Annotated in this window: 23 protein-coding genes, 2 pseudogenes and 1 riboswitch; of the genes and pseudogenes, 23 read left to right on the forward strand and 2 right to left on the reverse strand. The window is 29.8% G+C overall.

What is annotated here, in order from left to right; genetic code table 11:
* Positions 1-175: 175 nt before the first annotated feature.
* A riboswitch (Fluoride riboswitch) is annotated at positions 176-234 on the forward strand.
* Between the two features lie 89 nt (positions 235-323).
* The 7 genes and pseudogenes from crcB (ACREVU_RS04220) to ACREVU_RS04250 all read left to right on the forward strand — a co-directional run bounded on the left by crcB (ACREVU_RS04220) (position 324) and on the right by ACREVU_RS04250 (position 5,279).
* Positions 324-758, forward strand: a complete 435-nt coding sequence (crcB, locus tag ACREVU_RS04220) for a fluoride efflux transporter CrcB (RefSeq protein ID WP_431550379.1) — start codon at positions 324-326, stop codon at positions 756-758.
* Between the two features lie 24 nt (positions 759-782).
* Complete coding sequence (gene crcB / locus ACREVU_RS04225) at positions 783-1,136, forward strand: fluoride efflux transporter CrcB (RefSeq protein WP_431550380.1); 354 nt, start codon at positions 783-785, stop codon at positions 1,134-1,136.
* 42 nt (positions 1,137-1,178) lie between these two features.
* Positions 1,179-1,511, forward strand: coding sequence for a DUF190 domain-containing protein (locus ACREVU_RS04230; RefSeq protein WP_431550381.1), 333 nt, complete (start codon positions 1,179-1,181; stop codon positions 1,509-1,511).
* A 249-nt stretch (positions 1,512-1,760) separates the two neighbouring features.
* A pseudogene (locus tag ACREVU_RS04235) lies at positions 1,761-2,297 on the forward strand (N-acetylmuramoyl-L-alanine amidase family protein); the annotation flags it as partial.
* 166 nt (positions 2,298-2,463) lie between these two features.
* On the forward strand, positions 2,464-2,970 hold the full coding sequence (locus tag ACREVU_RS04240; RefSeq protein ID WP_431550382.1) for a hypothetical protein: 507 nt from the start codon (positions 2,464-2,466) through the stop codon (positions 2,968-2,970).
* Between the two features lie 163 nt (positions 2,971-3,133).
* A complete protein-coding gene (locus ACREVU_RS04245; RefSeq protein WP_431550383.1) occupies positions 3,134-3,829 on the forward strand; it encodes a response regulator transcription factor in 696 nt (231 codons plus the stop codon).
* Positions 3,830-3,845: 16 nt separating this feature from the next.
* Positions 3,846-5,279, forward strand: coding sequence for a sensor histidine kinase (locus tag ACREVU_RS04250; RefSeq protein ID WP_431550384.1), 1,434 nt, complete (start codon positions 3,846-3,848; stop codon positions 5,277-5,279).
* 319 nt (positions 5,280-5,598) lie between these two features.
* Here ACREVU_RS04250 and ACREVU_RS04255 read toward each other — a convergent pair.
* Positions 5,599-6,738: pseudogene (locus tag ACREVU_RS04255) on the reverse strand (YfcC family protein); the annotation flags it as partial.
* Between the two features lie 453 nt (positions 6,739-7,191).
* Here ACREVU_RS04255 and ACREVU_RS04260 point away from each other — a divergent pair.
* The 11 genes from ACREVU_RS04260 to ACREVU_RS04310 all read left to right on the forward strand — a co-directional run bounded on the left by ACREVU_RS04260 (position 7,192) and on the right by ACREVU_RS04310 (position 18,195).
* Positions 7,192-9,144 carry an SEC-C metal-binding domain-containing protein gene (locus ACREVU_RS04260; RefSeq protein ID WP_431550385.1) on the forward strand — a complete coding sequence of 651 codons (1,953 nt, stop codon included), beginning with the start codon at positions 7,192-7,194 and terminating at the stop codon, positions 9,142-9,144.
* Between the two features lie 234 nt (positions 9,145-9,378).
* Positions 9,379-9,705 carry a cell wall-binding repeat-containing protein gene (locus ACREVU_RS04265; RefSeq protein WP_431550386.1) on the forward strand — a complete coding sequence of 109 codons (327 nt, stop codon included), beginning with the start codon at positions 9,379-9,381 and terminating at the stop codon, positions 9,703-9,705.
* A 203-nt stretch (positions 9,706-9,908) separates the two neighbouring features.
* A complete protein-coding gene (locus tag ACREVU_RS04270) occupies positions 9,909-10,184 on the forward strand; it encodes a hypothetical protein (RefSeq protein WP_431550387.1) in 276 nt (91 codons plus the stop codon).
* A 56-nt stretch (positions 10,185-10,240) separates the two neighbouring features.
* Positions 10,241-10,756, forward strand: coding sequence for a polysaccharide deacetylase family protein (locus ACREVU_RS04275; protein WP_431550388.1), 516 nt, complete (start codon positions 10,241-10,243; stop codon positions 10,754-10,756).
* Between the two features lie 170 nt (positions 10,757-10,926).
* Positions 10,927-11,883, forward strand: coding sequence for a polysaccharide deacetylase family protein (locus ACREVU_RS04280; RefSeq protein ID WP_431550389.1), 957 nt, complete (start codon positions 10,927-10,929; stop codon positions 11,881-11,883).
* A gap of 349 nt (positions 11,884-12,232) precedes the next feature.
* Positions 12,233-13,198, forward strand: coding sequence for a DMT family transporter (locus tag ACREVU_RS04285; RefSeq protein ID WP_431550390.1), 966 nt, complete (start codon positions 12,233-12,235; stop codon positions 13,196-13,198).
* Between the two features lie 168 nt (positions 13,199-13,366).
* Positions 13,367-14,794 (forward strand): cation:proton antiporter, encoded by a 1,428-nt coding sequence (locus ACREVU_RS04290; protein ID WP_431550391.1) that lies wholly within the window; start codon positions 13,367-13,369, stop codon positions 14,792-14,794.
* A gap of 384 nt (positions 14,795-15,178) precedes the next feature.
* On the forward strand, positions 15,179-15,382 hold the full coding sequence (locus ACREVU_RS04295; protein ID WP_431550392.1) for a CsbD family protein: 204 nt from the start codon (positions 15,179-15,181) through the stop codon (positions 15,380-15,382).
* 210 nt (positions 15,383-15,592) lie between these two features.
* Positions 15,593-15,745, forward strand: a complete 153-nt coding sequence (locus tag ACREVU_RS04300; RefSeq protein ID WP_431550393.1) for a lmo0937 family membrane protein — start codon at positions 15,593-15,595, stop codon at positions 15,743-15,745.
* A 172-nt stretch (positions 15,746-15,917) separates the two neighbouring features.
* Positions 15,918-16,262, forward strand: coding sequence for a hypothetical protein (locus ACREVU_RS04305; RefSeq protein WP_431550394.1), 345 nt, complete (start codon positions 15,918-15,920; stop codon positions 16,260-16,262).
* Positions 16,263-16,479: 217 nt separating this feature from the next.
* On the forward strand, positions 16,480-18,195 hold the full coding sequence (locus ACREVU_RS04310; RefSeq protein ID WP_431550395.1) for a methyl-accepting chemotaxis protein: 1,716 nt from the start codon (positions 16,480-16,482) through the stop codon (positions 18,193-18,195).
* Between the two features lie 140 nt (positions 18,196-18,335).
* On the opposite strand, the gene ACREVU_RS04315 is transcribed toward ACREVU_RS04310, so the two are convergent.
* Entirely contained in the window at positions 18,336-19,274 is a 939-nt protein-coding gene (locus tag ACREVU_RS04315; RefSeq protein WP_431550396.1) for a cobalamin-dependent protein, read from the reverse strand.
* A 253-nt stretch (positions 19,275-19,527) separates the two neighbouring features.
* On the opposite strand from ACREVU_RS04315, the gene ACREVU_RS04320 reads away from it, so the two are divergent.
* The 5 genes from ACREVU_RS04320 (at position 19,528) to ACREVU_RS04340 (ending at position 22,763) form a co-directional block, all read left to right on the forward strand.
* On the forward strand, positions 19,528-19,668 hold the full coding sequence (locus ACREVU_RS04320; protein ID WP_431550397.1) for a hypothetical protein: 141 nt from the start codon (positions 19,528-19,530) through the stop codon (positions 19,666-19,668).
* Between the two features lie 32 nt (positions 19,669-19,700).
* Positions 19,701-20,060 carry an EAL domain-containing protein gene (locus ACREVU_RS04325; protein ID WP_431550398.1) on the forward strand — a complete coding sequence of 120 codons (360 nt, stop codon included), beginning with the start codon at positions 19,701-19,703 and terminating at the stop codon, positions 20,058-20,060.
* 44 nt (positions 20,061-20,104) lie between these two features.
* On the forward strand, positions 20,105-20,248 hold the full coding sequence (locus tag ACREVU_RS04330) for an EAL domain-containing protein (protein ID WP_431550399.1): 144 nt from the start codon (positions 20,105-20,107) through the stop codon (positions 20,246-20,248).
* Position 20,249: 1 nt separating this feature from the next.
* Positions 20,250-21,968 (forward strand): methyl-accepting chemotaxis protein, encoded by a 1,719-nt coding sequence (locus tag ACREVU_RS04335; RefSeq protein WP_431550400.1) that lies wholly within the window; start codon positions 20,250-20,252, stop codon positions 21,966-21,968.
* Positions 21,969-22,034: 66 nt separating this feature from the next.
* A complete protein-coding gene (locus ACREVU_RS04340) occupies positions 22,035-22,763 on the forward strand; it encodes a flavodoxin family protein (RefSeq protein WP_431550401.1) in 729 nt (242 codons plus the stop codon).
* Positions 22,764-23,031 lie beyond the last annotated feature (268 nt).

Raw genomic sequence — 23,031 nt, forward strand, 5'->3', positions numbered from 1 at the left:
GTAGTAAAAGTCTTAGAGAAGTTATTTAGTTCTTATATGTTGTAATTTATAGTTTTTATATAAATGAGAGTATAGGAGAAGATAATGTATTTAAGAACCCCATGCCTTTAGGCATGGGAGTATCAGATGGTAATATTATATATATCTTCTACGGTTTGGTGTTATATTTTATAGATATAATAAAGGTGATGGAGTTCACCATAATTGCTATATGCTAATGACTCCTACAAATGCCTTTTATAGGTCTTTGTAGGAGTCAATTGTTTTTTTACTAATCAAGTGAACAAAAACAGGGAATATACATTAGAGGAAGTGAAATGCATATGAGAAAATACACATTTATAGCTATAGGCGGAATGCTCGGAGCAATATTGAGGTATATAATTAAAAATATCCACATAGTCTCTTATAAAGAAGTTATACCAATAAATACATTAATACTTAATGTTTCTGGTGCTTTTCTCTTAACACTTATACTTACACTTGCTTTCGAAGTTTTTGAGTTAGATGCTGATATAAGATTGGGAATCGCTACAGGATTTTTAGGCGCATACACAACCTTTTCTACATTATGTAAAGAGGCTGTAAATCTTATGAAGCAAGGCGAATATTATTTTTCTATATCCTATGTTGTGTTATCAATAATGATGGGACTTGCTGCTGCTTACCTTGGAGTAGTACTCGCAAGAGAAGTCGTTGCAAAATTTATAAGTAAACATAATGGCTCTAATAATGTGGAATCAGAAGAAGAGACATAAGAAGAGACACAGGAGGGTAATTAAATGACATATGTGTTAGTTGCAGTTGGTGGAGCAGCTGGAAGTTTGGTGCGGTATAGTCTTGGAAAATTTATAAGTGGAAAATCAACACAATATTTTCCAATAGGAACTTTTATAATAAATATTACCGGTGCAACATTGTTAGGTATCGTTAGTACAATTGGAGTTAGTAGTAATATGATGTTACTACTTGGAGATGGGTTTTTAGGTGCATACACGACATTTTCAACATTTATGTATGAAGGATTTAATCTATTTCAAGAAAAAGAAAAACTGAATGCTTTTATATATATTTTATTCTCAGTAATATTAGGTCTATTAGGATATTGGTTAGGAAGCAAAATAGGTAACTTATAAGATAGGATTAATTTATAGTATAGAGAGGAAGGAGAAATAATAATGAAGCAAGGTGATAATTGCAAAATCTTAAAAATCTATGTAAGTGAAGATTCCCGGTATAAGGGCCATAACTTGTATCATGCATTAGTTATAAAATTGAGGGAAATTGGTATGGCAGGAGTAACCGTAACTAGAGGGCTGGAGAGTTATGGCAAGTCGAGAGCAATTCATGATATGAAAATACTTGATTTAAGCTCAAGTCTTCCTATAATAATTGAGGTAATTGATGAGGTTAAAATGATCGAGAAAGCAATCCCAATAGTGGAAGAAATGGTAAAAGAAGGGCTGGTCATAACTACAGATGTTAATGTTATAAAATATGGTAAGAACTAAACTAAAAGGTTTGTGTAACCAGGTATCTGGTGGTTTGTGGCGACTTATGTCTAGGATAATTATAGAATGTTCTATTCAAGTTAAAAGTTAAAAAATACTAAAAGGGATTTCCAAACAGGGAATCCCTTAAAACATATATATATTAAATAAGTTTAGCAAGCTACAAAAGCTTTAGAATTCCGTACAAAACTTTTCAGTGGCATATATATTCAATGAAAACTTAATATTTGAATAAGGAGGAAGAGAATGATGGTTAAGTTATGTTTTGATTATGGACATGGTGGAGAAGATAGTGGGGCATTATACAATGAAAGAAAGGAATCTAATGATGTTTTAAGCTTAGGTTTAGCTATAGCATCAGATATTAGAAGGCATGCAATTATTGTAGATGAAATAAGAACTAGTGATGTGACGGTATGCCTTAGAGATAGAAGTGAATTTGAGAATAGAAACACGTACGATTTTTTTATATCCTTTCACAGAAATGCGTATCATCCTGAAAAAGCTAAGGGAGTTGAGACTTACACTTACTTAAATGCAGGTGCAAAGTCAAATGGGTTAGCAAAAAGCATACAAGCCTCACTTGTAGCTATGGGTTTTGTAAATAGAGGTGTAAAGACGGCTAATTTTCATGTATTAAGAGAAACCAGAGCCCCAGCGGTACTAGTTGAGATTGGGTTTATTGATAACACAAATGATAATAAGGTTTTTGATAGTAAAAGAAATGATATTATTAAAGCATTAGCTAAAGCTATTCTTGCAGAAATAGGTGTGTGCTATATTGATTTAAAATTCAAATGAATTATCATTTTTTAATATGAGAGTACAAAACAACCAACAGATTTTGCCACAATTCTGCCTAACTTTTGCGGAGATTTTAACTAACATAAAAGCGTATACTTCATTCATAGCAAATAAATAAAAAAATATATTTATGGAGGAGTAGATAAAAATGATTAAAAAGAAAATGTTAGCAATTGGAATGGGCTGTTTAATAAGTGTGGCAAGCATTGCACCTGCTTTTGCATTAGGGAACACTGCGCGCAATCCAGCGGCAAAAGCGGTAAAAATTGAAGCAAAACAACAAAATCAAGCTGAAAAACTTGCTAAACTTAAGGAAAGAGCAGTAAAGTTAGGCATTAGCATTGAAGGGTTATCAAAGGAAGATGCAAGAGCAAAATTAGAGTCAGCTTCTGCTGCTAAGCTAACGGAAAGGGCAACTAAGCTTGGAGTAGATATTTCTAATTTATCAAAGGAAGATGCAAAGGCAAAAGTAAAACAAGCAGCTACAGTTAAGAAAGAAGCAAGAAGTGCAAAACTTAATGAAGTTGCTACTAAACTAGGTGTAGATATTAGTGGACTTACAAATAAAGAGGCTGCTTCTAAAATAAAAGAAGCGAGAGCTAATAAACAAGCATTAAAGGCTGAGAAGCAAGCAGCAAAAACTACTAATAATTAATCTAATGAGCATGCAAGGTTGAAAGGGGAGCGTTTTTAATGACGCTTCTCTTTTGTACGTCTAGGAAGGAATTTGAAAAAACTAGTCAGAATCTTATTTTTTTAATATGTGTAAATAGATTCGCAATGGTATAATTAGATATTAAAGCAAAGGTTGTGATGTTATGGAAACAAAACTTATATATATTGCTGATGATGAAAAAAAAATACAGGATCTTATAAAAATGTTTTTTAAAAAAGAGGGATATGATGTTGAAGTATTTTCTGATGGAATTATGCTACTTGAAGCTTTTAAGAAAAAACCTTCAGACATGCTGATTTTAGATATAATGATGCCTGGGCTTGATGGGTTATCGGTATGTTCAGAGATTAGAAAAGAAAGTAATGTTCCAATTATTATAATATCAGCAAGAGATAGTGAAGGGGATAAAATAGCAGGACTTACCCTTGGAAGTGATGATTATATGACAAAGCCATTTAGCCCAGTAGAACTTGTGCTGAGGGCGAATAGTATATTTAGGCGTATGGAGTTTCAAAATATTCAAAGTACAAAAGAAGAGGTTATAAATATTTTAGATATTACTATTTATCCTGAAGGAAGATCAGTTACCTGCAATGGTAAAGATCTTAAGCTAACACCATTGGAATTTAGTCTCCTTTTATATCTTGCAAGTAAAGTGAATAAGGGAGTAAGCCGCGAAGAACTTCTAAACAGAGTATGGGGATATGAAAGCGAAGTAGACACAAGAGCAACAGATGATATGATAAAAAGGATCAGAAAGAAATTAATGAATTCAGGTTCAGCGTTAAAAATAGAAACCCTATGGGGATTTGGTTTTATGATATCAAATAAGGATTAATAGGAAGGTGCTATTAATGAAAACTTCGAAAACAACTATAAGAAAGAAAATATTCATTTCACATTTAATTATAACTACAATCTCACTAATACTAATATTCTTGGTATTTAATTTGTATTTAAATCTTTATATACGAAGGCAGACAAGTAAACAACTTAAAGAAGCTGCTAGTTCCATTGAAAAATTAATAGTTGAAACTGATATGGATTTGAGCAGTAATCAAAAGTTAGAGAAGAATGCCAATAATGAAAAGAATTTACTGCTAATTTCTAAAAACTTAAAAAAGATAGAATCTTTCATTGATGTTAACTACGCAATTATAGGAACAAATATGAATCTAATATATCCAGAGAAAAAAAACGATGAGGAAGTTATATTTGTACAAAACAATATAATGCCTATAGTAAGTGAAAAAAAGGGATTCAGTTCTAAAAATATTAAGAAACCGATATTTTATTTTATTAATTCAACAGTGAAATATGCAGCAATAGCACGTAATATAAAATTACCAAGCAAAAATAGTAATCTTCATTTAATAGTTTATTCTAGTGTTGTAAAGAGTAAAGGTTTTGTGAAAATTGTAAATGAGATTCTTTTAATAATAGTTATTATTACTGCAATAATTTCTGTGTTAATTTCAAATGCTGTATCTAAAAAAATATCTAGACCTATTTTATTATTAAGCAATTATGCGAAAAAAATTGGGGAAAGACAATATCAGACTGAACTTATAGATTATGATAAAAATGATGAAATTGGTCAATTAGCTGAAACTCTGCAATCCATGACTCGAAAATTAGCTACTTATGACAGCGCCATGAAAGGGTTTATGCAAAATGCCTCACATGAACTCCGTACCCCCCTCATGTCCATTCAAGGATATGCAGAAGCTATAAAGTATGGAGTTGTTGATACACAGGATAAAGCAATTGATATTATAATAGAAGAAAGTAAAAGATTATCTGATTTAGTAGAAGATTTATTATACCTATCAAAAATAGAAACCACTCAGGATGAACTTAATCTTGAAGAAATAAATGTAGAATATATGATTAAAAGTAGTATTGAGAGAATCAATGGAATAGCTGTAAAAAACGGAAAAAATATTAGATTTTCGAGAAGTGACAATAGTAAAATTATCATGGGCGATGAGGAAAAGCTCACAAGAGCAATTATAAATATACTTGGAAATTGTTTGAGATATTGCAGTGAAAATATAGAGGTTATATTAAAAAGTGAGGGAGTAAAAACAATTATTATAATAGAAGATGATGGCCCAGGATTTGAAGAGAGTGATATTAAAAATATTTTTGAAAGATTTTTCAAAGGTAAAGGTGGAAATCATGGTATTGGCCTGGCTATAACTAAAAGTATAATTGAAAAACATGATGGAAACATTGTTGCGGGAAACAGATCTAAAGGTGGGGCACGATTTACAATAACTCTTTAAAAGGATGGCGGGAATACTTTATTTCTTAATTTCAAGTTATAAATGTAACTTGTTGCAAAAACTATTATATATGATGAATTAATATAATTTGCGTATAATTATGCATATAGGATGTTCGTTCATTTATACAAACCTATTTAACGGTTTTGTCTTGCACTTTAATATTTTTTAATTCAGTGAGCCCAATTAATCCAAGCACACCACAAATACCAATGACCAGTCAATTACTAAACCCAGAATTACTTGGTGGGAAATATATAAGTACCAATGAATTGTTACATAATCAATTCATTGGTACTTATATAGTACTTTATATTATTTAGAATGCTGTTTGAATTAATAACATAACAACTGCAAATGCCCCAATATAACCCATTAATGGCATTATAAATTTTATCCATTTATCATAGGTTACATCTACCATTGCTAAAGTAACTAAAATGAGCCCTGTTGGAGTTATAAAGGCTATTAGTCCTTGTCCATATTGATATGCACTTACTATTATATCCCTTGGCAATCCTACAGTGTCCGCAAGTGGTGCTATAATTGGTATTGACAATACTGCCAGGCCTGAAGATGAAGGGATAAAAAAGCCAAGGAGTATAAATATTAAAAGAATTACAATTATAAATACTTTTGAATTCATTCCTTGAACTGTTCCTGATGCCATATTAAGAATTGAATCAGAAATTACTCCGTTTTCCATAATCAAATTAATTGATCTTGCAACTCCAATAACTAATGCAACACCGACTAAATCAGAGGCCCCCGCAATAAATCTGCTAACAAATTTTTTTTCTCCAAGTCCTGAAATTATACCAAGTCCTATGCCTACAACTAAAAATAGTGCAGTCATTTCAGTGAACCACCAATCCTGAGTGGAAACTCCCCAAATCATTACAGCAAAAGTTAACGCAAATATAATTAACATTAATTTACGCCTAAAAGTAAATTCTGGTACTTCTTTATCGTTATAACCCTTTAGAAATCTTTCTTCAATTTCTTTTTTTTGGCTATATATTAAAGATTTAGTTGGATCATTTTTTATTTTTTTACCATATCTCATAATATAAATAATAGTTATTGCTGTTGCAATTACTAAACCTACAGCCCTTATTCCTATACCTTGTGTAAAGGTTATTCCTGCTGCATTTGAACCAATAACTGATGAGAATGGATTTACAGTGGAAAACATCGTACCAATAGATGATCCCATATAAAGTGCAGCAATACATACAATTGCATCATAGCCTGCTGCCATAAATACTGGAACAAGTATTGGATATAGGGCAATGGTTTCTTCTGCTAATCCAAAAGTGGTTCCTCCTATAGAAATTAAAATTGTAACTACAATAATTAAAATAAATTCTTTTCCTTTAGTAATACGTGAAAGGCTTGCAATACCTGCATCAAAAGCTCCACTGCTATTTAATACACCAATACATCCACCAATCATTATATTTCTAGTATACAAGTTTTACGACATTTTTCAATGAAATATTACAAAATTACTAAATATTAACTTTTATGTATAATTATTCATAATTTAACTTTCAATTTGGAATAGCTGGCATATTTGGTGCATCTCACAGCGCTTATTCTAGAAGTTGTAAATTGCTTTATGGTAAGATTTAGCAAATTGTTTTGTATCAAGTTTTTTATAGATGATAACTCTGGAAAATAAGGTGCATTTATATTATGCCTCTTGCTATTTAGTAGATGTGCTTTTATAATTAAATGTAGTTCAGTCTTTATAATTGCAAGTGTTATATGCACACCTATAGTACAAGCTATTTAGGAATAAATATAGTTAGAAATGAATTAGATTTTGGAAGAAGGATTTATACAAACATAAATGGATTAATTATCAATAGCTATTAAATTTAAAAAAAGGAAATGGAGAGGATAAAATTTGAAAGGTAGATGTTATTATTGCAATGAGAAATTATCAGAAAGAACCATTAAAAGGCACGTTAAAGGTTGCAAACTTAGAAAGGGAAAGCTAGAGGAAGATATGGCGAGTTCTAAAAAAACTAAGAGCCAATATGTTTTGTCTATAGTTCCACAGTATGGATCAAAAGAGTATTGTTTATATATAGCTATAAATATAGAGTCAACTTTAAAGAATTTGGATAGTTTTTTAAGAAATATTTGGTTGGAATGTTGTGGACACTTAAGTAGTTTTATTATAGGTGATGTAAATTATGATTCATCAGTGGACAAAGATTCTGAATTTTTTTATAATGACGAAACAATGGATTTCACATTGAGACAGATAATTTCTGTAGGTGATAAATTTAGATATGACTATGATTTCGGTTCTACTACTACATTAAAACTTGAAGTTATTGATGAGTATTTAACGGGGGAAAAGCATAGTGAAATAGAAATACTAGCTAGAAATGAAGAAATACAAAATTTTTGTGCGAATTGTAATAAAAAGGCCAGATATTTTGATTATGAAGAAGAAGAGTTTTTTTGTGAAGATTGTATAGATGAAGCGGCTGATATGGTAGGTGAATTTGAATATACAAATTCACCTAGAGATGGAGTTTGTGGATATGAGGGAGACAGAGATGCGGAAAAACAATATTTACCAGGAAATAATTTCAAGTTTAAGAAGTCTAAAACAGAAGGACAAAAGGATATAGTACCATTTATAGAGGAGGATAAATTGGATATAGATGATTATGAAGGGCATTTTGCATCTCTTTTGGAGAGTGCAATGGATGATATAGATTTAGAAACTGAGAATAAAGCAAATGCAATGTTTAATAAAGTAAAAAGAGGAAAGTTTACACATGATTTAAGAGAATTATTAGAATGTAATACAAAAGCTGAATTATTTAAAATAACATCTAATCTAAATATTACGAAGGTATCCAAGTTTAACAAAGGGCAATTAGTAGAAATACTCTTAGATGTATATGAAGAGAAAATAACAAATTCACTATATTTAATTGATAGTGAAAGATTCGAGTTTTTAAAAAATATAGCTGATAAAGCTGGATGTATATCCTTTGAAGATCATAATTTTGTAGTAAATCCAGAATATTTTTTAGAATGCGGATTTGTATTTGCAGCTATGGGAGAAGATGGTATATGTTTAATTATGCCGAATGAAACAATAAATGCTATAAAATCCTTGGATAATGATGAGTATAGAAAAATATTATCTAAAAATACAGAACTAGTAAAGCTATTTTGTGGAATGGCATATAACTATGGTGTAGTATTTATAAATGATTTTATAAGAATGCTTAATAATTATGTTAATTATTCACTAGATGAAACTAATTTTTACGGAATAATTGAAAGTGGTGCATATTATTATAATGGTTATATGCTACAAGGGAATATAGCAAATGGAATAATGGTGCCATTAGAAGATGTTATCCATATTATTAATACAAGAGATAATATTTCAAATGATAGTGATTTTTGTATTATAAAAAAGGATGAACTACTTGAATCTTCCAACGAAGAATATTTAATTGAAAATAAAATAAGTATGAGATTAAAAAGATTTTTAAAGAATAATTGGAAAATAAAAGATCCAAATATTGAGATGATTATAATTAATTTATATGCTGATATTCAAGAAAATGAAAAAGAAGAGGTAATAGAAAATATTCTATATGCATTGGGAGAAGCAAGTGAAAATGATCTTGAAAAATTATTGGTAGAAATAAATAATTTTATTAATAACACTAGACTTTGGAGATTAAAAGGATATACTTTGAACGAATTCAATTCAAAATATAATACTACTACATCTAAGATAGGAAGAAATGACATTTGCACCTGTGGAAGTGGTAAAAAATATAAAAAGTGTTGTGGATCAAAGGTTATTAAGCTGTTTTAGCAGCAAACTATATTTTTGCATCCCCGGAGTTCATTAAAAGAAATTAGTAAATTATACTATTAATAATGAGATTAAATATAAATTGATTTATCTATAGTTGGTGGGGGGGATGTTATGAAGAAATTAACAAAGAAAAGTTATATCTTGATGGCAATTAGTTTAGTTATTATTATTTGTTGCATAGGAATGTATTAAGATTAATATTGTTTAAAATAATAGGGGGCTTAAATTTATATGTGTAAATTATTATTGAAGACAGCTATTAGAAGTTTAGTAGTTGCATTAGCTTTTAGTGCAGGAGTTATTACAACTGCAAATGCAGAAATAACAAGATTAAGTGGAGCTGACAGATATTTAACTTCAGATGCGATAGTAAAAGCTGGATGGTCAACGGGTGATGAAACAGCAGTGTTAGCATCAGGATTAGATGCTAACAGAGTGGATGCGCTTACAGTAGCACCTCTTGCAAAAGCTAAAAATGCGCCAGTAATATTGGTTAATCCAAGGGAACTATCAGTTAAGGCAATAGTTTCTAAATTTACAAGAACATATTATGAGTAGATAATATGTTCTTGTTTTTTTACTTTAATTTTCAAACGTTGAAGGAAAATACTATTTTGTGCCGAAATGTGTATAGATATAAATCAAGTACTACACTTAAAATAAACAATGCACATAATAAAATTTCAGAGGTAATTACTGTGACGTTACAAGAGTATGAAATATCTTAAGCAAGCTATCGCTATTAATTAGGGGGCAAACTATTGAAAAATTCAAAATTACTTATATTAGCTACAGTATCAACTATAACACTTATATTAACATTAACTGGTTACAATCCTAAGATAGACCATAAAGTATTTGCATCAAACGGAGCTATCGCTGTACCTTCAACACAGCCCATAAAGATGACAAATACTAAACTACTTGGAGCCAAGGTAGCAATACCTAAAGTTCCTGTATTAATGTATCATAGTGTGACATCTGACAAAAATAACACTAACGAACTTAAAGTCAGTCAGTCCTCAAAGCTCAATTAAATTATCTGAAAGTTAATCACTATACGACAATATCGCTTGACCAATTATATAATCATATGGCAAAACATACGGCACTTCCAGCAAAGCCTGTAGTAATAACATTTGATGATGGGTATGTGGATAATTACACATTAGCTTATCCTTTATTAAAGGCAAACAATCAGAAAGCTACCGTATTTATGATTGCTAAATGTATAAACACAGATGGCTATCTAACATCGAAACAACTTAAAATAATGGATAAAAATAACTTTATAGCAGAAAGTCATACTAATAATCACGATAATTTATCGAAGCTGTCATGTACAAGTCAGTATAATTCTTTGAGAAATAGTAAAGTTATTTTAGAAAAACTATTATCAAAAAATGTTATGTATGTATCGTATCCTTTTGGTGCATACAATAAATCAACTGCAAAGGCTGTACATAATTCGGGATACTACTTAGGGATAGGCACTGACAATGGATTTTCAGGTGCAACTGACAACTACTATACCATTAATAGGGTTTATATAAACGCATTCTATAGTATGAGTAAGTTCGTAAACAGATTAACAGTTCCAATGAAATAAGCATATAGTTTATGGATAAGAGTGAACAAATCAAAAATATAGATGTGATTATGTATAGATATTTAACGGAATAGTGCAAAGCCAATAACTTTCAAGTTCTAGTTAAAAATAAATGAATTATCATTATAAATATAATAAAGGAATAACTTTTGGTATATTGGAGGTTTATTATGAAAAAAAAAGTAGCTTTATTAGTAACAATACTTACAGCTTTGAGCTGTCAAGTAGCACTAGCTGCCAGTGCTATAACAAATGTGGCATCCTTAAATGTTAGAAAGAGTTATTCATCATCGTCTTCAGTCATAGGTTCATTACCAATAAATACTAAAGTAAATACACTTGGCCTATCAAATGGTTTCTATAAAATAAGGTATAAGGGTAAGACAGGCTATATAGCAAGTTCCTATGTGAAAATATCTAGTGAATCTAATAAAGAACAGTTAGAAGTACCAGAAATACAAAAGGTACCAGTATTAATGTATCATAAAATAGCAGATGCATCATCAGAAACAGATGGATTAATAATAGGACAATCAGTTTTTCGCTCACAGATGAACTATTTAAAAGCAAATGGTTATACTACAATAAGCATGGACGAATTCTATTCTAATGTGTCTAAGAAAACCGTACTACCTAAAAAGCCCGTATTAATAACATTTGACGATGGATATGAATCTAATTACACATTGGCATATCCAGTATTGATAGCAAATAATCAAAAAGCTACTGTATTTATGATAGGAAAAAATATAGATAGAGACAGAAAATATTTAACTTCTAAGCAGATAAAAGAAATGGATGCTAATGGATTTAGAGTAGAAAATCATACTTTTAATCATGAGCAACTTGGAAAACTTTCTTATGCAAGTCAGTTAGCTACTATAACTAAGACAAAACAGGCACTAGAAAAAATATTAGGCAGAAAAGTAACGTATATAGCTTACCCATGTGGTTCATATACGTACACTACAATAAAAGCAGCACACGCAGCGGGATGTAAATTGGGCATATCTACAGATGTAGGACTTTCATCGAATGCAGACAATCCATATACGATTAATAGGGTATTTATTGGCCCGCTAGATACATTGATAACTTTACAGCATAAATTAAACTATGGTGTTTAATATACCCAATTATTATAATTCATGTTCTGAGATAAAGTATTAACTTGTATACTATTAATTACGTAGATTTAACAAATAATTGCTAAGCTACACTTATTGCAAATTTTATATGCAAAAGAGAAAGCCGTGAAATAAAATTTTTCACGACTTTTGTTATATACGTATATCTAGCTTATAGACTCAAACTGAAAGTAACACAATCATACCACATCTTGATTTACATCATAAATAAGGATATACTAATATGTGCTTGCAATACAATCTAATATATATTGTGCGAATAACAATTTATTTCAATTAATTTGTTATTTCTATGCATTACCATATTAATAGATCAGAGGTGTTTATAATGAAAAAAGGATATTGGTTTATTATCATAGCGGCTTTCTTTTTCAGCACTATGGAAATAGCTTTAAAAACTGTTGCAAATCAATTTAATCCTATACAGATAAGTTTTTTAAGGTTTTTTATAGGTTCTATTTTACTACTTCCCTTAGCTCAAAAAAGTTTAAGAGGTAGAAAACTTTCCTTAAGCAAAGATGATATCAAATTTTTCATACTTACTGGTTTTATTTGTGTTGTGGTAAGTATGACCTTTTTTCAACTTTCCATTTTGTACTGTAAGGCATCTTTAGTTGCGATTCTTTTCAGTTGCAATCCGATATTTGTAGTTGCTTTTGCCTTTTTTTTAACTGGCGAGAAAGTATACAAGCATACCATTATATCAATAATTCTAAGTATATTTGGAATGTTATGTATATTAAACCCTTTTAATATTACGATCAGTTTTAAAGGAATAATATTTATTATGATATCCTCAATAACATTTGCTTTATATGGTGTAATAAGCAGTACAAAAAGCAAGAGGCTAGGAGGAGTGGTCTTAACCTGCTTTACCTTTTTAATGGGTAGCTTAGAAATGTTAGTACTTATTCTTATTACAAAATTGACTTTTGTATCAAATTTTCTTTCCAATAATGGGTATAAAGAATTTTCAAACATTCCAATTTTTCAGGGTATAACACTTCACAATATATCTATCCTAGCTTACATTAGTATTTTTGTCACTGGACTTGGTTACACATTTTACATTTTAGCAATGGAAGAGACTTCTGCCTCTACTGCTTCAATTATATTTTTTATTAAACCTGCTTTGGCACCAATTTTAGCATTAATAGTTCTAAAAGAATCCATTGCTTTAAACACAATAATAGGAATTGTTTTTATTATTATAGGTTCTATTATTAATTTTAGAGAAACTAGCAAGATGTCAACTACTATTAATAAAGTAGAGGAAAATGAAGAATTTTTATAATCTATAGTTATTGTTTTGAATATTTAAAGCGATTATCTAATATTGACAGAGTTATCAAGTATTGATTATGCACTGAAAAGATTTCATGAGTGGTGAAAGTTCACTAAATACTAAGGAGAAGTTTGATGGAGGAATTTTGGAAAATATAATGTTTAGAGGAGAAGGAATATGGAAAAAATAAGTTATGACTCACTGCTAATTATTTCTGTTTTTGCATTTATTACACCATTAATTATTAATTCTATCAAAAAGTTCAAAATTCCTTTTGTTGTAGGGGAAATCTTGGTTGGAATGGTAATAGGGAAAAGTTTTTTAAACTTAGTACATGAGGATATTTGGATAAGCTTTATGTCTGAGCTTGGACTTGCATATTTGATGTTTTTAAGTGGGTTAGAGATAGATGTTGATAGAATAAAAGTGGGAGCTGAAAAGAAAAAAGTTATTCGTCGCATTTTGATGTGTATTGGAATGTTTGTAATTTCACTTTTAGTGTCATATATATCGTCATCTATTCTGTATAAAGTTGGTCTCATTAAAAACATACTTTTTTTTACTTTTTTACTTGCAGCAGCTGCACCAGGGCTTCTTGTACCATTTTTAAAAGAAAGAGGAATATTAAACTCCAATTATGGTCAAACCATACTTATATTTTCATTGATATGTGAATTTGTATGTCTAATTTCATTAAGTATAATTTCGTCAGCTACTACTAATGGATTAAGTTATAAAAGCTTTTTGTTTCTTATTTTATTTTTAGCATCTGTGTTAATTTATAAAATTATAAAACGATTTTCACATATATTAGACTTATCTGCAAGTGCTTTTAGCAGGTTACATATTGGTGTTCGTGCAGCTTTTGCATTAATGCTGGTACTTGTTACAATTTCACATAAAATTGATACAGAGGTAGTGTTAGGTTCATTTTTAGCAGGAGTCATCTTTACATTCATATTAGACAAAGAAAAGGAGGACTTAAAATATGAACTAGATATCATTGGATATGGATTTCTAATTCCAATATTTTTTATAATGGTTGGAGTTAATATGGATCTATCAAGTATTTTTAAGGAACCTAGAGCACTTTTATATATTCCAATATTTTTATTTGTGATTTTTATAGTTAAATTAATTCCTTGCCTAATTATGACTTCTACGTTTGGATACAATAAAGCTATTTCTAGTGGAATTATATTATCATCTCAGCTAAGCATATTAATAGTTGGTGCACAGATGGCTTTTAACCTAGGCTTTATGGATGATTCATATTATTCAGCCTTTGTACTCATTGTTTTAATATCATGTATAGTATTTCCTATTGCCTTTGATAAAATATTTAGATATGAGAACATTGATAAAAAAGAGAATTCAATAGCAAATAAAATATCTATTATGGAGATAGTACCTCTAAATCCTATAATTTATAATAAAACTTTAAAAGAATTAAGATTTCCATCGGACTTTAGAATATTTGAAATAATTAGAGCTGGAGTTGAAATTCTTCCAGATGGTGAAACAGAAATATTAAAGGGAGATAGATTAATAATAGCAGGATTAACTTCCAATATGGATGAAACACTTAGAATATTAAATGGATAAAGGTGGGAGTTTTTCATTTGCTGAAATATTTTCATTAGCAAGAGAACTTTAGATTTTTCCGTTTTTCGCCGGTTAGATACAAAAATGAAAAAAACAACCACTGAGTTCAATCTTAAAGTTAGTGAAAAAAATTCATTAATTATAGGCATAAATGATAGTTAATAATTAAATATTAGGTTTTGGAACTTATAAGGATAAAGTAATTTACAGTAAAAATGTCGAATAATATGTCGAAGGTTTATAGTTGGATGTCGAAAAATGTTGAAGAAATAAGGATTGTATGGTATAATACATACATACATTATAATTATAGAAAAATTTTATAAGTTTGGATGTAAAATGTATTTTATATCGATATTAGATAAAATAAAATGGAGGTGCAAGATGCCTAATTTAAATAATAAAGTTGAAAATGCAAAAGATAAAGTAGCAGGAAAGACCAAGGAGATTGTAGGTAAAGCCGCAGATAGCCAAGAGATGGAACTTAAAGGTAAACTTCAATATCAGAAAGGTAATTCAAAGGAAAAAATTGATAAAGCCGAAGATAAGATTGAAGAAAAGTTTAAGGCTATATTAAATGAAAAATAAGAATATAAGTAATTTTGAACTAAATTTCAAAATGTAATATGTAATATTAAATATAGATGATTGATTATAAATAATAGGGAGTGTGAAGTGTATGTTAGCATTAATTGGTGGAATTGTTGTAATAATAATAATACTTAAATTTTTAGGTATTTTTTAGTTAAGAAATTTACAATTATAAGAGTAAATTAATGTGAGAAAGGTTGTGTTTATATGGGTATTCTAAGTTTTATAGGTGCAGTTGTAATATTCTTTTGGGTTTTAGGATTAATATTTAGCATTGGCGGCGGGTTGATACATATTTTACTAGTAATTGGCGTAATAGCATTTATAGTGGATATAATTTCAAAAAAAAGAATTAGATAGGGAATTTTTTCATAAATAAAAAAGAGCCACTGAGGCTCTTTTTTATTTTTGTATGCCCGTAATAGGAGGATTATGTTAAACAATAAAAAACATATTTATTTAACTGGCATTTGACTGCAATGATTTAAAGATTACAGGGAAATATGTAAATTCAGGTATTAATAAGGCCATTGTGATTTCTGAGATAACTTTTGGAATAGGACATATAGTAAACCTGCTTAGGGGATTTGGCTATGAAGAGCTCATGGGGCATATAATTATAGCCATAGCTATATGGATTGTGCTGGCTTTATTTGTTGCAATCACAAAGAATATTATTGCAGGTATCTTGTTCCATATTGTGTTTAAAATCAGTGGAGCCATTACAAGATCGGAAAGTTATGAAGTATATTTGACAATTTCCATTTTAAGTATTGTCTTGTGTTATACCTACCATACAAAAACGGTGTCAGCTTACACAAATTTAAGATATTCTACGGTAGTTGTTTATTTTCGGTGTTCATTAACAACGATTTAGTTCAATAAATCTGAAGAAGGGTTTTTATAAAGAATGTCGAATATTAATATTAAGGAGATTAAATACATGTTTTGAATCCATTTTGAGAAGAAGATGTACAAATTTTACATTGAATATTAAGTTGGAATCTGAGCAAAATAAATGTAGTAATAATAGAAGAAGGCAATTTTCGTACAGAATTTTGAAAAATGTATTAGAAAAAGAATGGGGGGTTAAATTGAATTTTTTTGTAAATTTGCGTGTAAAGAAAAAATTAATTATGGTATTTTCAGTAGTATGTCTCTTTATAGTTTTAATTGGAGTAGTGGGGATAGTAAATTCAGCAAAAATAAACGAAGGGTCTAAGGCTATGTATAGTAATAATTTAATAGCTATTAAGGATTTAACAGGTATCCAAGGAAATTTAAACGACATTGAAGCTAATACGCTTAGGATGATTTTTGAAAGAGATAGATCAAAATTATCTCTTCAACTAAAGAATATAACCGATTTAAGCAATAAAAATGCAATATTACAAAAGCAATATGAGAGTTTAAAATCAACAAGTGAAGAGAAAAAGATTTACGACGTTTTTAAAAATGACTTAATAAAATATTCAGAATTAGAAACAAATTTAATCAATAATGTTAACGTTAACAATTATACGGACTTAGTTAAATTTTACAATTCAGACATGGGTCCAAAACGAACCATAATGTTTTTAAAATTAACAGAATGTATTAATCTAAATGATGAATTAGCTCAGCAGGAAAATTTAAATAATACCGCACTATTTAACATGACTAGAAATACAATTATACTTTATACAGTTATTGCATTTTTAATAATAATTTTAATGGCTTTCATATTAACTAAAAATATAATGTCTCCATTAAACAAGATAAAAGATTTAGCCGGTAGGTTATCTTCCTATAATTTTTCAATTCCAATTACTTTATCAAGAAAAGATGAATTTGGCCAAACTGGGAATGCATTAAATACAGCACAAGAAAATATTAAAAAGCTAGTAAAAATAATCATAGAAAGGTCACAGGATTTAAGTGCATCATCTGAAGAAATTTCAGCCACAGTTCAAGAATTATATTCAAAAGTTATAATTATAGATGAAGCAGCAGATACTATTGCCGCTGGGATGCAAGAGTCAAGTAGCGCAACAGAGGAGATAACTGCCTCTGTTGAAGAAGTAGACTCTACTATCAATGTACTTTCTTCTAAAGCTATGGAAGGAAGTAATAATGCAAATCAGTTTAAAGAAAAGGCGATAGAAGTTAAAAATAATAGTCAAAATGCTATCGATAAAACTAGACAAACACATTCTGAAAAACAAAAGAAAATGGAAAAAGCTATTGAAGATGGCAAAGTAGTAGATAGTATAAAAGTTATGGCAGATACAATAGGAAGCATAGCAACACAAACGAATTTACTCGCATTAAATGCTGCCATAGAGGCAGCAAGAGCGGGAGAGCATGGTAAAGGATTCGCAGTGGTGGCAGATGAGGTAAGAAAACTTGCAGAACAATCATCTCGAGCAGTAATAAATATTCAAGAGACTATTGTTAAAGTTCAAGGTGCATTTAAAAGTAGTATTGATACAGGTAGCGAAATATTAGAATTTATAGATACACAGATAAATGAACAATTAAATGCTTATGGAGAAACAGGCAATCAGTATTATAATGATTCGAATTTTGTGAGCAAAATGTCTGATGAAATTGCCGCTATGGCTGAGGAAATAACAGCTACGGTTGGCCAGGTAAGCCAAGCTGTTCAAGACATGACTGAAACTTCACAAAAATCAAGTGAAGAATCAGTGACAATAAAGGAAAGTATAAATGAAACCTCAAAAGCCATAGAGCAAGTGGCATTAACAGCAAAAGGCCAAGCAGAACTTGCTCAAAAACTTAATGAAATGGTAAATAAATTTAAAGTTTAAGTAGAAAATAGAATTAATAATAACTGAAATTTATTTAGTTTAGAAAAATAGAGTTAGTGGATAGGTAGTTATCTGCTGGCCCTGTTTTTCTGTTTTGTGTAAGTTTAAGATACAACAGATATATTTTTAATGATTTAAGGTTATTCCAAAATTCTATTCATAATAAATTCATTAGCAACCTTTACAGCACCATCTGCAGTAGATGAATATCCATCGGCCCCAACGGATTTCCATAAAATTCTATACCTATTGAATAGTCTCCCACCTACTATTATTTTAACATTATCCAATTCTTTCAGACTCCTTATAGCTGTAATTAAAGATTTCACTGAATTAAGATGGTAAGGCATTGTACAAGAGATTGCTAAAATATCAGCTTTGCGGTCTTTTAGTGCTTTTATCACACTTTGCGTTGGTACGTCAGATCCAAGGAAATACGTATTCCAGCCATCAATTTCAAAAAAATCTGTAACCATACGTATGCCAATATTGTGTGAATCTCCAGAAGTACTTAAGGATACAAGGGAATGACCATTCTTTTCAGACGTATAAAAATGAGAAAATAGTTCTGACATTATCAACAGAGTAGAATTTGAAAAATAATGTTCTTGGTAAACGTCTATAATATTCATATCCCACTGCTCTCCGATTTCTATAAGCGACATTTCGAATATATCACTATATAGGCTCCTTATGTCAATTATGCCACTTTCAACTGCGTTTAAAATTAGTTCACTAGCTATTTGCAAATTACCGCTAATTAAAGCATCAAAATACGAGGTCTTTAATGCTAGTATTGTAGGGTCTATGAGGGACTTAGACAATTTTAATGAATCTCTTAGTGAAAAATCTTCATTAGCACTATTTATTTCTGATCTTCCAAGTAGGTAATCTAGTGAAACATTAAAAAAGTCTGCTATTTTTATTACCATTTCCTCATCTGGAAAGCGTTTACCCTGCTCATAATTAGCTATAGTTGTTTGAGCTAAACCAAGCATTTCAGCTAAATCCTTCTGAAGTAAATTATTTTCTACACGAAGATTTTTTAGTCTATTATAAAAACTACTTATCTTAAACACCCACCCTTCAATTATAGACTGACATAAAATAACGTAAAATTCAATAGGTTTTATTTTTAATGTTTTTTATATTCTAAAAATAACTTTGCTATTTTAGAAAAAATATGTTTACAAAACCACAAATTGAGTTTTATAATACAATAATAACACGAAACGTAATAAAATTATAAAAATTCATATTACCAATGATTAATTTTAATTTATATAATTCATTTAATTTTGAAATTAAAAAAATTTAAAGGAGAGGGTGTGCATGTGCAAAGAAAATAGCAATTTAATAAATAATAGAGTATACGATAATACATATATTGATTTAACAACGGGTTTGAAAAATAAAAACTATATAGTTTATAAGCTCGCAGAAGCAATGCGGTGTCATAAGGAATTATTATAGATTTGGGGAGATATGTACTTAGAAAAGTATGCATGCAAATAAAAACATTGGAAGCAATGGGGGTTAATTATATAAATATGGCTGTGAATTTATCAGTTAAACAATTTAGAGATGCATCTTTGCCAGAATATATAGAATGTATTTTAAAAGAGCATGGAGTATCACCAGATGTTTTAGAACTGGAAGTAACAGAAACCGCCATTATTGAAAATATTAAACATTCAGATAAAATGCTTAAAGAATTTATAAAAAAAGATATTAAGATAGCTATAGATGATTTTGGGACAGGTTATTCCTCATATATTCAACTAAGCAATCTGTCCTTAAACACACTTAAGATTGATAAAAGCTTTATTGACTTTATAAATTGTGATAATAAAAAAATCTTATAATTAAAAATATTATTTATTTTGCTCATATTTTAGACCTGAAGGTGGTGGCAGAAGGGGTTGAGCAAGAACATCAGCTGAAAACATTAAAAGAATATGGTTGTGATATAATTCAAGGCTTTTATTACAGCAAACCACTTTCTACTAAGAATTTTGAAGAATATATTTTGAAAAAAGAAGGGAAGCGTTAATATGAAACTTTTTATTAATTTAGGGGTAAAGAAAAAACTTATATTGGTATTTTCAGCGGTTAGTATTTTCATGATTTTAATAGGATTAGAGGGTATATTAAGTGCATCAAAAATAAATGAGGGCTCTAAGTCTATATATAGTAATAATTTGATAGCTATTAAGGACATAGAAGAAATTAAAGGTAATATTAACGAAATGAGAGTTAATTTGGTTGAGATTGTTTTTAATAGAGATAGGTCGAAATTAGATGAGCAAATAAAGAGTATAGATGAATTAACCAATGAAGATATAAAGTTTCAAAAAGAATATGAAAGTATACCTTCAAATTCAATAGAAGAAGATAGAGCATATGATGAATTTAAGAATGAATTAGTAAAATATAGAGAGGGAAGAGCTAAGATAATAGAACTTGCAAAAGCCAATAACTATGTAGAAGCAGTTAAGATATCTAATTCTGAAATGTCAGAAATAAAAATTTCGATGTTTATAAAATTAGAAAGATGTATTGAAATAAATCAGAAATTAGCTGATAAGGCAAATTTAGACAATATAGCTGAGTTTAAGAAGGTTAGATACACAATAATAACTTATACAGCGATATCATATTTTATTATAATTTTTATGGCATACATATTAAGTGAAAATATATCAGGTCCACTAAATAAGATAAAAGAATTAGCTAATAGGCTATCTTCCTACGATTTTTCAACTCCACTTAATATTACAAGGAAAGATGAATTTGGACAAACTGCTTTAGCTTTGAATGTTGCACAACAAAATGTAAATAGCTTAGTGAAGGTAATTATGGAAAATACACAGGAGATAAGTGCATCTTCGCAGGAGCTCTCAGCTACGGTTCAAGAGTTATCTTCAAAAGCTATAATCATAGATGAAGCAGTAGATTCTATCGCTGCTGGTATGCAAGAGGCAAGTGCTTCATCAGAAGAAATAAGTGCATCTATTGAAGAAGTAGATTCGAGCATTAATGTATTATCTTCAAAGGCTGTGGAAGGAAGTAATAATTCATATCAGTTTAAAGAAAAAGCTACTGAGGTTAAAAGTAATAGTCAAAAGGCTATTAATGAAACTCAAAAATTATATACTGAAAAACAAAAGAAAATGGAGAAAGCTATTGAAGATGGAAAAGTAGTAGATAGTATAAAAGTTATGGCCGATACTATTGGGAGCATAGCAACACAAACCAATCTACTTGCATTAAATGCTGCAATAGAGGCGGCAAGAGCTGGGGAACAAGGAAGAGGATTTGCAGTGGTAGCAGATGAGGTAAGAAAACTTGCAGAGCAGTCAGCACAAGCAGTAATAAATATTCAAGATACTATTGTTAAGGTTCAAGGGGCATTCAAAAGCAGTATTCATACAGGTAGTGATATATTAGAATTTATAAATACACATGTTCAAGAACAATTTAATGCATACGCAGAAACAGGAAATCAGTATTATAATGATTCAGATTTTGTAAGTAAAATGTCTGAAGAAATAGCAGCTATGTCTGAAGAAATTGCAGCAACAGTTGGACAAGTAAGTGAAGTTGTTCAAAGTATGGCTGTGTCTTCACAAAGCTCAAGTGAAGAAGCGCTTATAATTAAAGAAAGTATGAATGAAGCATCACAGGCTATAGAGCAAGTTGCATTAACAGCACAAAACCAAGCAGAACTTGCTCAAAAATTAAATGAAATAGTTCAACAATTTAAGATTTAACAATATTTTGGAATTTTCAAGTCTGCCATCGGTGATATACTAAAAATGAAGGAGATGGTATTTAAAATGTTAAAGGTAATAGCTATAAATTCAAGTAGTAGAAAGATGAATACTTATGGGCTTATTGTTCAAGTTAAAGAAATATTAAAAAACAAAAATATAGATGTAGAAATAATAAATCTGTTCGAATATGACATAAAAGCCTGTATTGGTTGTGAACATTGCTTGGTTAAAGGTGGATGTGTACTTACGGATCAGACTGAAGGTATTATGGAGAAAATAAAATTAAGTGATGGAATAATCTTAACTTCACCAGTTTATATGGAAAACGTATCAGGAAAGTTAAAGATACTTATTGATAGGACCTGCAGCTGGTTTCATCGCCCAGAAATTTATGGTAAACCAGTTCTAGTCATGTCCACAACTAAAGGCTCTGGACTTAAAGCTACTCTGAAATACTTAGAAAGAGTGGTGATTCAATGGGGCGGATTTAATGCTGGTAAAATTGGTAGAAGTATTAGAAATATAGATAATAAAATTACAGAAAGTGAATGTGAAAATTTTGTTAGACATCTTATTATGAATAAGGGAAGCTATAAACCATCATTAAATGCTCTTATAAACTTTCAAGTTCAAAAGGTGCTCTCCTATAAATTAAATGGTTTAGACAGTGATTATTGGAAAGAAAAAGGCTGGAATTCTGATGTATATTATTTTAAGTGTAGGACAAATAATTTCAAGGGGCTAATTGCAATGAGCTTTGGTAAGTTTTTAAATATAGTTGTAAATAAATAAAGGATATTATCATATTTTGAAGAGTTATTCTTAAAAGGCTTCAGAAGGATTCCCTAAAGTGATTGTAGAAAGGTTAATAAAAATGCTTAAAAAAGATAATATAAAAAAAGGAGGAGGAGAGATAATCCTTCCTCCTTTATAATTGTGCGCCCGGCATGGGCGCAATCTAATGGGTGAAAGTCCCTAGCACGGGTTAATAGTGCCAAGTGCATAGCTTAAGACAAGGGTGTCCATCGCGAGACGGAATCTGAAGGAAGTCGGCGGCCAA

The sequence above is a fragment of the Clostridium sp. genome (genome assembly GCF_050717535.1).
Lineage (GTDB): Bacteria > Bacillota > Clostridia > Clostridiales > Clostridiaceae > Clostridium_AD.